Origin of the sequence: Brevundimonas aurantiaca (assembly GCF_904830995.1) — a bacterium.
In the GTDB taxonomy this organism is placed as follows: domain Bacteria; phylum Pseudomonadota; class Alphaproteobacteria; order Caulobacterales; family Caulobacteraceae; genus Brevundimonas; species Brevundimonas aurantiaca.
This window is the reverse complement of sequence record NZ_CAJGVD010000001.1, coordinates 2,289,380-2,301,019: the sequence shown is the minus strand read 5'-3', so window position 1 is coordinate 2,301,019 and position 11,640 is coordinate 2,289,380. Positions and strand designations below refer to the sequence as shown.

At 66.3% G+C, this 11,640-nt stretch carries 12 protein-coding genes and 1 pseudogene; 4 read left to right on the top strand and 9 right to left on the bottom strand.

Translation table 11 applies throughout. From position 1 onward, the window contains the following. Positions 1-21: 21 nt before the first annotated feature. The gene (locus JMT67_RS11280) at positions 22-1,998 is read right to left on the bottom strand and encodes a potassium transporter Kup (protein ID WP_183216315.1); all 1,977 of its coding nucleotides are present in this window, start codon (positions 1,996-1,998) and stop codon (positions 22-24) included. Between the two features lie 167 nt (positions 1,999-2,165). Between JMT67_RS11280 and JMT67_RS11275 the strand changes: the two genes are divergently transcribed. Both JMT67_RS11275 and JMT67_RS11270 read left to right on the top strand, forming a co-directional pair. Continuing rightward, positions 2,166-2,636 (top strand): Rrf2 family transcriptional regulator, encoded by a 471-nt coding sequence (locus JMT67_RS11275; RefSeq protein ID WP_201463507.1) that lies wholly within the window; start codon positions 2,166-2,168, stop codon positions 2,634-2,636. Between the two features lie 7 nt (positions 2,637-2,643). After that, a complete protein-coding gene (locus tag JMT67_RS11270) occupies positions 2,644-3,441 on the top strand; it encodes an SDR family NAD(P)-dependent oxidoreductase (protein ID WP_201463506.1) in 798 nt (265 codons plus the stop codon). Positions 3,442-3,459: 18 nt separating this feature from the next. Here JMT67_RS11270 and lpdA read toward each other — a convergent pair whose 3' ends face one another. From lpdA to JMT67_RS11235, 8 genes and pseudogenes are all read right to left on the bottom strand, one after another. Beyond that, entirely contained in the window at positions 3,460-4,872 is a 1,413-nt protein-coding gene (gene lpdA, locus JMT67_RS11265) for a dihydrolipoyl dehydrogenase (RefSeq protein WP_201463505.1), read from the bottom strand. A 286-nt stretch (positions 4,873-5,158) separates the two neighbouring features. Further along, positions 5,159-5,293: a 2-oxo acid dehydrogenase subunit E2 gene (locus JMT67_RS11260; RefSeq protein WP_183216322.1), complete on the bottom strand. Its 135-nt coding sequence runs from the start codon at positions 5,291-5,293 to the stop codon at positions 5,159-5,161. After that, positions 5,293-5,658, bottom strand: a complete 366-nt coding sequence (locus JMT67_RS11255; RefSeq protein WP_183216324.1) for a type II toxin-antitoxin system VapC family toxin — start codon at positions 5,656-5,658, stop codon at positions 5,293-5,295. Before JMT67_RS11255 ends, JMT67_RS11260 begins: the two co-directional genes overlap by 1 nt. Then, positions 5,652-5,870: a ribbon-helix-helix protein, CopG family gene (locus JMT67_RS11250; protein WP_183216326.1), complete on the bottom strand. Its 219-nt coding sequence runs from the start codon at positions 5,868-5,870 to the stop codon at positions 5,652-5,654. The genes JMT67_RS11255 and JMT67_RS11250 overlap by 7 nt, the downstream gene beginning before the upstream one ends. Before the next feature lie 44 nt (positions 5,871-5,914). Then, positions 5,915-6,772 carry a dihydrolipoamide acetyltransferase family protein gene (locus JMT67_RS16280; RefSeq protein WP_233455868.1) on the bottom strand — a complete coding sequence of 286 codons (858 nt, stop codon included), beginning with the start codon at positions 6,770-6,772 and terminating at the stop codon, positions 5,915-5,917. 277 nt (positions 6,773-7,049) lie between these two features. Then, a pseudogene (locus JMT67_RS16275) lies at positions 7,050-7,628 on the bottom strand (biotin/lipoyl-containing protein); the annotation flags it as partial. Between the two features lies 1 nt (position 7,629). Further along, complete coding sequence (locus tag JMT67_RS11240) at positions 7,630-8,754, bottom strand: alpha-ketoacid dehydrogenase subunit beta (protein WP_201463504.1); 1,125 nt, start codon at positions 8,752-8,754, stop codon at positions 7,630-7,632. A gap of 2 nt (positions 8,755-8,756) precedes the next feature. Then, positions 8,757-10,004, bottom strand: a complete 1,248-nt coding sequence (locus JMT67_RS11235) for a 3-methyl-2-oxobutanoate dehydrogenase (2-methylpropanoyl-transferring) subunit alpha (protein ID WP_228184827.1) — start codon at positions 10,002-10,004, stop codon at positions 8,757-8,759. A gap of 150 nt (positions 10,005-10,154) precedes the next feature. Between JMT67_RS11235 and JMT67_RS11230 the strand changes: the two genes are divergently transcribed. Together JMT67_RS11230 and JMT67_RS11225 are read left to right on the top strand one after the other, a co-directional pair. Beyond that, on the top strand, positions 10,155-10,643 hold the full coding sequence (locus tag JMT67_RS11230) for an Lrp/AsnC family transcriptional regulator (protein WP_054764449.1): 489 nt from the start codon (positions 10,155-10,157) through the stop codon (positions 10,641-10,643). A 39-nt stretch (positions 10,644-10,682) separates the two neighbouring features. Beyond that, positions 10,683-11,621, top strand: coding sequence for a pirin family protein (locus JMT67_RS11225; protein ID WP_201463503.1), 939 nt, complete (start codon positions 10,683-10,685; stop codon positions 11,619-11,621). Positions 11,622-11,640: the final 19 nt, after the last annotated feature.

The window sequence follows — 11,640 nt, the reverse complement described above, 5'->3', positions numbered from 1 at the left end:
GGCCCGGCCGGGCGCCCGGCCTCAAACCGCCACCTGGGCGCCCAGCTCGACCACGCGGCCGGGCGGGATGTGGAAGAAGTCGGTCGGATTGGCGGCGTTGCGCATCAGGAAGATGAACAGCCGGTCCTGCCACAGGGGCATGCCCTGGCGCGCCGACGGGATAAGCGACCGGCGGCCCAGGAAGAAGCTGGTCGACATGATGTCGAACTTCAGTCCCTGTTTGCGGCACAGACCCAGGGCGCGCGGCACGTTCGGCGTCTCCATGAAGCCATAGGTGATGGTCAGCTTCTTGAAGTCGTCATTGATCGGCTCCATCCGCACCCGATCCGCCTCCTTGACGCGGGGCCGCTCGGAGGTGCGCACGGTCAGGATGACGTTCTTCTCGTGCAGGACCTTGTTGTGCTTGAGATTGTGCATCAGGGCGACCGGGGCGACGTCGGGATCGCTGGTCAGGAAGATGGCCGTGCCGGGCGCGCGGTGCGGCGGCCGCGCCTGAAGCATCTCGATCAGGTCGGTCAGAGGCAGGCTGTCCTTGCGGGTCTTGGTCGTCAGTATCTGGGTGCCGCGCACCCAGGTCCACATGATCAGGACCAGCATCGCCCCCAGAACCAGGGGCATCCAGGCGCCGTCGGGAATCTTCAGCAGGTTGGAGGTCAGGAAGACGCTGTCGATGAAGGCGAAGGGGATCAGGGTTCCGGCGACCGCCCACATCGGCCATTTCCAGCCCTTGGTGATCACCGAATAGCTCATCAGGGTGTTGACCAGCATGGTCCCGGTGACGGCCACACCATAGGCGGCGGTCAGATTGTGCGAGCTCTGGAAGACCACCAGCAGCAGCAGGACCCCGATCATCAGGAAGGTGTTGACCGCCGGCACAAAGATCTGGCCCGCCTGGGTTTCGGAGGTGTTGCGAATGTCGATCCGGGGCAGCAGGCCCAGCTGCACCGCCTGCTGGGTGACCGAGAAGGCTCCGGTGATCACGGCCTGGGAGGCGATGACGGTGGCGGCGGTGGCCAGGATCAGCATCGGCCAATAGGCCATCTCCGGCACCATGTTCCAGAAGGGGTTCTCCGACGCGGCCGGATTGTCCAGGATCAGGGCGCCCTGGCCCAGATAGTTCAGGGTCAGGCAGGGCAGGACGAAGGCCAGCCATCCCATGCGGATCGGCGCCTTTCCGAAATGGCCCATGTCCGCATACAGGGCCTCGGCGCCGGTCACGGCCAGGAAGACGCTGCCCAGGATGACGAAGCCCAGGAAGCCGTCATTGATCAGCAGCATGACGCCGTAGTGGGGCGAGAGAGCCCGCAGAATGCTGACGTCGTCGAAGATGTGATAAAGACCCAGCCCCCCGAGGCTGAGGAACCAGACGGCGGTGATCGGGCCGAAATATTTGGCCAGGCTGGCGGTGCCGCCCGACTGAGCCATGAACAGGGCCACCAGAATCCCGGCGGAGATCGGCACGATGAAGGGATCCAGACGTCCGGCCAGGCCCGGCGCGTCCTGAAGGCCCTCGACGGCCGACAGCACCGAAATGGCCGGGGTGATGATGCCGTCGCCATAGAAGAGGGCTGCGCCGCAGACGCCCAGGATGAAGATCCAGGCGCTGCGCCGTCCGACCGCGTGCTGGGCCAGGGCCATCAGGGACAGGGTGCCGCCCTCGCCCTTGTTGTCCGCCCGCATCAGGAAGAAGACGTATTTGAACGTCACCACCACCATCAGGGCCCAGAAGGCCAGGGAGACCACGCCGACCACGGCCAGGTCGCCGCCCACGCCCGAGCGGGCGTGATCGATCGCCTCGCGCAGGGCGTAGAGCGGGCTGGTGCCGATGTCGCCGAACACCACGCCGATCGCGCCGACCGTCAGGGCCCAGAAGCCGCCGTGTTTGGCGATCTGGCCTGCTGGAGCTTGGGACTCGGGTCCCGTGGCGTGGGTGGACTTGTTCGGCGTGTTCGACGCGGCGGGGAGAGCGCCCGCGTCGTGGGGAGTGTCCCCGGCCATGCGTATCCTCCGGGTCGTCGACGACAGGTCGAGCCCTTCAAAGCGGCGAGCCTTTAGGCTCATTCCGCGTCCGCTTCAATCGCGGCGCGCGGGATTCGGTTTCTCCGGACAGGCGGAGATTTGTGATTCGGCGCGCGAGCGCCTATTTTCCCTTCAGGAACACGATCATGTCAGACAGCCAGCGCTTCCCCGTCGCCGCCCACGCCCTGGCCTATATGGCCCACAAGGGGGCGTTTTCGCCTGATCGGGCGGCGCCCAGCGGCGTTCTGGCCTCCTCCATACCGACCAATCCTGTTGTGGTGCGCCGGGTCACGGCCCTGCTGGCCAAGGCCGGTCTGATCGCCACCCGCCCCGGCGCGACCGGCGGCTCCTGGCTGCTGCGCCAGCCGCAGGACATCCGGCTGGACGAGGTGTTGAAGGCCGTCAACGGTTGCGCCCACATCGGCTCCCCACCGTCCGGCGCCAAGGGCTGCCCGATCAGCGAACATATCCCGCGCCAGGTGGCCAAGGCCCTGACCGCCGCCGACGAGGCCGCGACCGAGGCCCTGTCCAAGATCACCATCGCCGATCTGCTGGCGGAAAATCCTACGTCCCTGGCGGCCTTTACGCCGCACAAGTTCTGCCCTGTCGCGGCTTGACGCGCCGATGAGCCGAACGGTCCTGATCACCGGCGCCTCGGCTGGCATCGGCGCCGCCCTGGCCCGGACCTATGCGGCCAAGGGCTGGAACCTGATCCTGACCGCGCGCCGCGAGGGGCCGCTGACGAGGCTGGCGGACGAGTTGACCGCCGCCCACGGGGTGACTGCGACCGTGGTTCCCGAGGATCTGTCCGATCCGGCCGCCCCTGAACGGTTGATCGCGGCCGTTGCGGCGCGGGGCCTGACGGTTGACGGCCTCGTCAACAATGCGGGCTTCAGCCGGGTCACCGGCTTCCTCGACACCGACCTCGCGGCCCACCGGGCCATGATCCAGGTCATGCTGACCGCGCCGGTGGAGCTGTCGCGCCTGGTCCTGCCCGGCATGGTCCAGCGGGGCTTCGGCCGGGTGCTGAACGTCGCCTCCCTGGCGGGCCAGATGCCGGCGACGGGCGGCGACACCCTGTATGGTCCGATCAAGAGCTTCCTGATCAAGGCCTCCCAGGGCCTGCATCTGGAGACCCTGGGGACGGGGGTCCACGTCACGGTCCTGAGCCCCGGCTACACCCTGACCGAGTTCCACGACGTCAATGGGTCTCGCGATCAGGTATCCAGCGCCTATCCCGCCTGGATGTGGATGGACGCCGGGCGCGTGGCGCGCATCGGCTACGACGCCTGCGAGGCGAACCGGGCCAGCGTGACGCCCGGCGTCATGAACAATGTCATGGCGGGCCTGGCGCGCGTCCTGCCCGACGGTCTGGCCCTGAAGATGGTGGCGAACCACGCCAGGCGGCTGGAGCGGCTGTAGGACCGCTCCAGGCCGAGGTCAGATATGGATCGCGTGGCCCAGGGCCCGCAGGGACGCCTCGTGGAAGGCTTCGCCCAGGGTCGGGTGGACGTGGATGGTCCCGGCCACGTCTTCCAGCACCGCCCCCATCTCCAGCATCTGGGCGAAGCTGTTGGACAGTTCCGACACATGCTGGCCCACGGCCTGGATCCCCAGCAGCCGGTGGTCGGCCTTGGAGGCGATCACGCGCACGAAGCCGCCGTCCTCGCCGGCCTCGATGGCCAGGGCCCGGCCGATGGCGGCGAAGGGGAAGACGGCGGTGATCACATCGTCGCGGCCCTCGACATCGCTGGGACCCAGACCCGCCGAAACAATCTCCGGCTCGGTGAAACAGACGGCGGCGATGGTCGTGGGATCGAACACCCGGTCGTGGCCGGCGATGATCTCGGCGACCACCTCGCCTTGGGCCGATCCCTTGTGCGCCAGCATGGGTTCGCCGGTCAGGTCGCCGACGGCCCAGACGTTCTTCATGCTGGTGGCGCAGCGGTTGTCGATCTTCACGAACGGACCGGCCATGGCCACGCCCATGTTTTCCAGCCCCCAGCCTTGCGTGCGCGGACGACGGCCGACCGTGACCAGCACCTTGTCGGCCTCCAGCTGCAGCGGTTCGCCGTCCTTGGTCGTGATCGACAGCTTCCCCCCACCTTGAGCATCTGGGCCGAACCCGCCGGCGCGCGCGCCCAGGTGTAGCTCGACCCCGTGCTTCTCCAGCCATTTGGCGACCGGATCGGTCAGGGCCTTGTCATACAGGGGCAGGATCCGGTCGGCCATTTCGACGATGGCGACTTCGGCGCCCAGCTTCCGATAGGCGATGCCCAGCTCCAGCCCGATATAGCCGCCGCCGACGACGACCAGCTTCTTCGGGACCTCCGACAGGCTCAGCGCCTCCGTCGAGGAGATGACGTCGCCGCCGAACGGCAGGAAGGGCAGTTCGACCGGCTCGGACCCCGTCGCCAATATGACGTGTTCGGCGGTGATGCGGATATCGCCTTCGTCGGTTTTCACCACGCAGGTCTTGGCGTCGGCGAACTCGGCCCAGCCCTTGATGACCTTGACCTTGGCCTTCTTCAGCAGGGCCGCGACCCCGGCGTTCAGCTTGCGGACGATCCCGTCCTTCCACGCGACCGTCTGTTTCAGGTCGATCGCCGGCTTGGCCGCCGTGATGCCCAGGGTCCCGCCCCCGGCCGCCTTGGCCACGGTCTCGAACTTGCCCGCCGCATGGATGATAGCCTTAGACGGAATACAGCCGATGTTCAGGCAGGTCCCGCCGAGGCCGTCGCCACCGTCCACCAGCACAGTATCGAGGCCCAGCTGCCCGCAACGGATGCCCGCGACATAGCCGCCGGTGCCCGCGCCGATGATGAGAACTTTGGTTTTCAGGGTCTGGGTCACTGAGAGTCTGTCCCAAAGTCAAAGCGCCGTTTATCGCCGGAAGAACGCAGCGATTGAGTCGATATGGAGAACTGTTGGGCCTCGAAGCATCCGGCTGAACGACAAACTTCTACTCGGCCGGTCAGGGCATTCATGCGATAGAACCCATCTGCAACTGGAACGATCTTCGTCACATTCGAACAAGCGGACACTGCCGCAGAGATCGCGAGAGAAACCATCAAAAACACGCCCGCCACTCTTACCGCTTCTGGCGTTCCCAATCTGCTAACCAAACCCTGCATCTAGCTCACCCCATCCACAGTGTCGCGGGCTGCTCCAGCAACCCCTTGATCCGCTGCACGAACACCGCCGCGTCATGCCCGTCGACGATCCGGTGATCGAAGCTGGACGACAGGTTCATCATCTTGCGCACGACCTTCATCAGAGTTGGTAGGGCGCACGAACCCCCGGCTCATCGGCCGGAAAGTCCTTGGTGTTGCGGGTGACCAACAGCCGCCCCGTCGTCTGGGCGGCTGCCCAAATGACGGCGTCGGGGAATTTCAATCGGTAGGTCTGACGCAGAACGACCGCTCGCTCGGCCACAGCGTCGTCGAGGCCTATGACTATGAAGCCGTCCAAAAACTGTCGGGTATGGTTGGAGGACTCATCCGCCGCACCGACCATGACTTCGATCCAGGTCACGATGCTGATGGCCGGATTCTCGTAGCGTCCGATCTCGGCGGTCGCCTGTGGGTAGCCCTTCAGGTGATCGACGAGAATATTGGAATCCAGCAGGGCCGCTACCATTCGCTGCGGAGCCGCTCTTGGTAGGCGAGGCCGTCTTCACCGTCCTTGCCCCATATCCCGAAAGACTCTTCGAGGGTCGCTTTCCGACCGTTCCGCGCGACATAGTCGTCGATGGCGGCGCGGATCACGGCGGCGCGAGGCCGCTGCTCGCGCTTGGCGAGCTCGTCCAAGGCGGCGACCTGGGCCTCATTGGCGTCCACGAGAATACGCATCTCAAGCCTCCATGATATATGATGTGTATATCATGTCTGCGCGCTCACATCCACAAGGTCGCGGGCTGTTCCAGCAGGCCCTTGATCCGCTGCACGAACACCGCCGCATCATGGCCGTCGACGATCCGGTGATCGAAACTGGACGACAGGTTCATCATCTTGCGCACGACCATCTGGCCGTCCTTGACCACGACCCGGTCGGCGATCTTGTTGGGACCGACAATGGCGACCTCGGGGTGGTTGATGATCGGGGTGTGGACCACCCCGCCCAGGGTCCCCAGCGAGGTGATTGTGATGGTCGAGCCCGACAGTTCCTCGCGCTTGGCCGAACCGTCCTTGGCCGCGCCCGAAACCCGCGCGATCTCCAGCGCCGTGTCCCAGGCGTCGCGGGCCTCGGCGTGGCGGACCACCGGCACCATCAGGCCGTTCGGCGTCTGGGCGGCGATGCCCAGATGGACCGGGGCGTGCTGGGTCAGGACGCCCGCCTCGTCGTCATAGGTGGCGTTGATCTGGGGCTGGTCGCGCAGGGCCACCACTATGGCGCGGGCGATGAAGGGCAGGACGTTCAGCTTGGGCTGATCCTTCGCCTTGGTCGCGTTCAGATGGGCCCGCAACTCCTCCAGCGCCGTCATGTCGATTTCCTCGACATAGGTGATGTGGGGAATGCGGCGCACGCTCTCGGCCATTTTCTCCGCGATCTTGCGGCGCAGGCCGATGATCCGGACCTCGGTAGTCCCTTCGGCGCGGGCGAAGGGCGAGCCGCCGGCCGGAGCGGCGGACGCCGGAACCTGACCGCTGCGGGCGATGAAGCCGTCCAGATCCTCGTGGGTGATCCGTCCGGCCGGGCCGGTTCCGGACACGAAGGTCAGATCGACGCCCAGATCGCGCGCGCGGTTGCGCACGGCGGGCGAGGCCAGGGGGCGTTCGCCGGGGGCCCGGCCGGTCAGGGCGGGGGCCGGTTTGCCCCCCTCCCCCGCTGCGCGGGTGCTCCCCGCAGGGGGGGGAGATTTGGTGTAGCTGCCGGCGTCGATCCTCCCCCCTTGGGGGAAGCAGCGCCGGAGGCGACGGAGGGGCCTGAACGGGGCTCTTGGCGACATTGCCGGCCCCGGCCACATCGAAGGCCACCAGCGGCCCGCCGACCGGCACGGCCTTGCCCGCCTCGCCGTACAGGGCGACGACCGTTCCGGCGACCGGCGAGGTGATCTCGACCGTGGCCTTGTCGGTCATGACGTCGGCCAGGATCTGGTCTTCCTCGACCGCATCCCCGACCTGGACATGCCAGCCGACCAGCTCGGCCTCGGCCGTGCCTTCGCCGACGTCGGGCAGTTTGAAGACATAGTTGCCGGTGGAGGCCTGGGGGGCGTCAAGAGCCCCTCCACCCCGCTTCGCGCGGTCCCCCTCCCCACTGGCGTGGGGAGGAGACGATGCCGCTACTGTCTCCTCCCCGCGCGAAGCGGGGGGAGGTGGCTCGGAGCGCAGCGGAGAGACGGAGGGGCTCTCTTCCGCATTCCCCGCTCCCTCGACCTCGAACTCGACCAAGGGCCCGCGCACCGGCACCATGGCGCCGGGTTCGCCGTGCAGGGCAACGACCTTGCCGCTGACCGGGGCGGTGATCTCGACGGTGGCCTTGTCGGTCATGACATCGGCGACGATCTGGTCCTCGGCGACCGTATCGCCGACCTTGACGTGCCAGCCGACCAGTTCGGCCTCGGCGGTGCCTTCGCCCACGTCGGGCAGTTTGAAGACGAAACGACCCATCTTAACGACCTCCCGACATGACGCTCTTCAGGGCGTCTGAAACCCGTTGCGGTCCGGGGAAATATTCCCATTCGAAAGCATGGGGATAGGGCGTGTCCCAGCCGGTGACGCGGGCGATCGGCGCCTCCAGGTGATAGAAGCAGCGCTCCTGAACCAGGGCCGACAGTTCGCCGCCGAAGCCCGAGGTCTTGGGCGCCTCGTGCACGATGACGCATCGGCCGGTCTTTTTCACGCTGGCCTCGATGGTCTCGATGTCCAGCGGCACGAGCGAGCGCAGGTCGATCACCTCGGCGTCCACGCCGGCGTGTTCGGCTCCCGCCAGCGCCACCCAGACCATTGTGCCATAGGCCAGGATGGTGACGTCGTTTCCTTCGCGCATCACGCGCGCCTTGCCGATCGGCTCGACATATTTGCCCGTCGGAACCTGCGCCAATTCTTGCGCCTTCCACGGCGAGACCGGCTTCTCGTGCCAGCCGTCGAACGGGCCGTTGTACAGACGTTTCGGCTCGAAGAAGACGACCGGGTCGTCATCCTCGACGGCGGCGATCAACAGGCCCTTGGCGTCATAGGGGTTGGACGGAATGACGACCTTCAGCCCCGCGATATGGGTGAACAGGCTTTCCGGCGACTGGCTGTGGGTCTGACCGCCGAAGATGCCGCCGCCGTAGGGGCTGCGAATCGTAATCGGGCTGGTGAACTGACCGCCCGAGCGATAGCGCATCTTGGCCGCTTCGGAGACGATCTGGTCATAGGCCGGATAGATGTAGTCGGCGAACTGGATCTCCACGACCGGGCGCAGGCCATAGGCGCCCATGCCGATGGCGGCGGCGACGATGCCGCATTCGCTGATCGGGGCGTCGAAGCTGCGGGTCAGGCCGTGCTTCTGCTGCAGCTTGTCGGTGACGCGGAAGACCCCGCCGAAATAGCCGGCGTCCTCGCCGAACGACAGGACGTTCGGATCCTCGGCCATCTTGACGTCCAGGGCCGAGTTCAGGGCCTGGATCATGTTCATCGGAACGACGCCGGCGCCGGTCGCTTCCGAAGCGGGAGCGGCGTTCTGATCGACCATGTCCGGTTCGACTCCGTCAGTACGATCCGCTTCGATAAAGGTGGTTTGCTCGCTCATGATCAGACCCCCACCTCGCGACGCTGTTCGACCAGGCGCCAGTCCTCGGTCGCATAGACCTCCTCGAACATGGTCTTCACGCTGGGACGCGACTGGCCCAGGGTGCCGATGGCCTCGGACTCCTTGCCGGCGGCGCGAACCTGTTCGACCGCCTCCTTGAGCGCCGCCGTGTGGCGCTCATCATCCCATTCGCCGATCAGCGTCAGATGCTGGCGCAGCCGCTCGATCGGATCGCCCAGCGGCCATTTCTCGTGCTCGTCGCCGGGGCGATAGCGGCTGGGGTCGTCCGAGGTCGAATGCGGGGCGCCGCGATAGGTGAACAGCTCGATCACCGTCGCCCCTTGGTTCGAGCGGGCGCGCTCCTCGGCCCACTGGGTCGCGGCCCACACCGCAAGAAAGTCGTTGCCGTCCACCCGCAGGGCCGGCAGGCCGTAGCCGATGGCCTTGGAGGCGAAGGTGGTCTCCAGCCCGCCGGCGATGCCCTGGAAGGACGAAATAGCCCACTGGTTGTTGACGATGTTCAGGATGACCGGGGCGCGATAGACGCTGGCGAAGGTCAGGGCGTTGTGGAAGTCGCCCTCGGCCGTGGCGCCGTCGCCGATCCAGCTGATGGCGATCTTGTCGTCGCCCTTGTAGGCGCTGGCCATGGCCCAGCCGACCGCCTGGGGGACTTGGGTGCCCAGATTGCCGCTGATGGTGAAGAAGCCGTAGTCCTTGGCCGAATACATGATCGGCAGCTGGCGGCCTTTGATCGGGTCTTCGGCGTTGGAATAGATCTGGTTCATCATCGCCGTCAGCGGATAGCCGCGCGCGATCAGCAGACCCTGCTGGCGATAGGTGGGGAAGCCCATGTCCTCGCGGCTCAGGATCATGCCTTGGGCGACTGCGATGGCCTCCTCGCCGGTGCACTTCATATAGAAGCTGGTCTTGCCCTGACGGTGGGCGCGGTGCATCCGGTCGTCGAAGGCGCGGGTCAGGATCATGGCCTTCAGGCCGCGACGAAGTGTCTCGGGGTCCAGGCGCGGATTCCACGGCCCGACGGCGTTTCCATCCTCGTCAAGCACCCGGATCAGTCGAAAGGCGTGATCGCGCATCTCATAGGGCGCCGTCGAAACCTCCGGCCGAGCCACGGCTCCGGCGGGGTCCATCGTCAGATGGCTGAAATCCGGCGCGTCGCCCGGCCGACCCGAGGGTTCAGGCACGCGCAAAGAAAGGGGGCGACTGTTCTTTTGGCTCATTTTGTCGTTCATGCGGGCGTCCGGTTCCGTTCGGAGGATGCGGCCGTGTTTCCTCTGGACGTGTGATAACACGGCCCCTAAGCAGGCGCTCGCTCAAATTGACCTTGCAAAATCCCTATTTAGGGTATTTTATTGCGCCATAACCACAATCGGAGAAACGCATTGGCGGACGAACTCGACCCCATCGACGCCCGGATCCTGGATATCCTGCAACAAGACGCCGGACTGTCGGTCGCCGAAGTGGCGGATCGGGTCGGCTTGTCGGCCTCGCCCTGCTGGCGGCGCATCAAACGGCTGGAAGATTCCGGCCTGATCACCAAGCGCGTCACCCTGCTGAACGCCAAGCTGCTGGGCCTGGATTTCGAGGTCTACGCCATCGTCAAACTGATGCTGCCCTCGGCCGAGAACCTCGACATCTTCGAGGCGGCGGTCGCCAAATGGCCGGAAGTGGTCCAGTGCGCCACCATCACGGGCCGCGAGGACTATGTGCTGCGAATCATCACCTCCGACATGCACGCCTTCGACAAGTTCCTGCGCGAAAAGCTGCTGGCCCTGGGCATCGTCTCAGACTGCGAGAGCCATATCGTCACCCGCGGCGTGAAGAATGTGACCGCCCTGCCTCTTGGCATAGTGACCCCTCACGTCGGATAAGACCGTTCGGCGGCGTCTTCCGCCGAGGGGATGCCGAACATGATCGAACTGGTGATCGACGCGCGCCGTAAGGACCTGGGCGGGTTCGAGGTCGGCCGCGTCCTGCCCTTCCATTCGCGCCGGATGGTCGGGCCCTTCATCTTCCTGGATCAGATGGGCCCGGCCGAGTTTGCGCCGGGCGCCGCCGCCATTGATGTGCGGCCGCACCCCCACATCGGCCTGTCGACCCTCACCTATCTGTTCGAGGGCGAGATCCTGCACCACGACAATCTCGGCTATAACCAGCCCATCCGCCCCGGCGAGGTGAACTGGATGACGGCCGGCAAGGGCATCGTCCATTCCGAGCGCACCGATCCACTGAAGAAGAGCCGCGGCGGGCCGATGCACGGCATGCAGGCCTGGGTCGCCCTGCCCGACGAGGCCGAGGAAATCGACCCCTCCTTTCATCATCTGGGCGAGGACGCCCAGCCTTCCTATGAGAACGGCGGCCTGTTCGCGCGTCTGGTGGCCGGAGAAGCCTATGGCGCCAAGGCGAGCGCGCCGGTGTCCTCGCCCCTCTTCTATGTGCACTGGGAGCTTCAGCCCGGCGTCCGCACCGCCCCGCCTCCGGGCAAGGGCGCCGACGGCATGAGCGAGCGGGCCCTGTTCGTGGCCAAGGGGGCGATCGAAGTGGGCGACCGCACCTTCCATGAAGGCCAGATGATCGTGCTGGAGCCGACGGCCGAGCCGACGGTCAAGGCCCTGACCCAGGCCAGCGTCATGGTCCTGGGGGGTGAGCCGGTGGGCGAACGCCTGATCTGGTGGAACTTCGTCGCCTCCAGCCAGGCCCGCATCGACCAGGCCAAGGCCGACTGGAAGGCCGGTCGGATGAAACTCCCGAGCGAGGACGATCTGGAGTTCATCCCCCTTCCGGAGGAGCCGGTCCAAGCCCAGGCCGCCCCGGCCCCGGTCGAACCCAAGCCGACAGATCCGGTCTGAGGGCGCACCCGCATTCTCT

Coding starts and splice junctions, on each gene's coding strand:
- JMT67_RS11280 (WP_183216315.1), bottom strand. CDS start 1,998: ATGGCCGGGGACACTCCCCACGACGCGGGCGCTCTCCCCGCCGCGTCG.
- JMT67_RS11275 (WP_201463507.1), top strand. CDS start 2,166: ATGTCAGACAGCCAGCGCTTCCCCGTCGCCGCCCACGCCCTGGCCTAT.
- JMT67_RS11270 (WP_201463506.1), top strand. CDS start 2,644: ATGAGCCGAACGGTCCTGATCACCGGCGCCTCGGCTGGCATCGGCGCC.
- JMT67_RS11260 (WP_183216322.1), bottom strand. CDS start 5,293: ATGAAGGTCGTGCGCAAGATGATGAACCTGTCGTCCAGCTTCGATCAC.
- JMT67_RS11255 (WP_183216324.1), bottom strand. CDS start 5,658: ATGGTAGCGGCCCTGCTGGATTCCAATATTCTCGTCGATCACCTGAAG.
- JMT67_RS11250 (WP_183216326.1), bottom strand. CDS start 5,870: ATGCGTATTCTCGTGGACGCCAATGAGGCCCAGGTCGCCGCCTTGGAC.
- JMT67_RS11240 (WP_201463504.1), bottom strand. CDS start 8,754: ATGAGCGAGCAAACCACCTTTATCGAAGCGGATCGTACTGACGGAGTC.
- JMT67_RS11235 (WP_228184827.1), bottom strand. CDS start 10,004: ATGAACGACAAAATGAGCCAAAAGAACAGTCGCCCCCTTTCTTTGCGC.
- JMT67_RS11225 (WP_201463503.1), top strand. CDS start 10,683: ATGATCGAACTGGTGATCGACGCGCGCCGTAAGGACCTGGGCGGGTTC.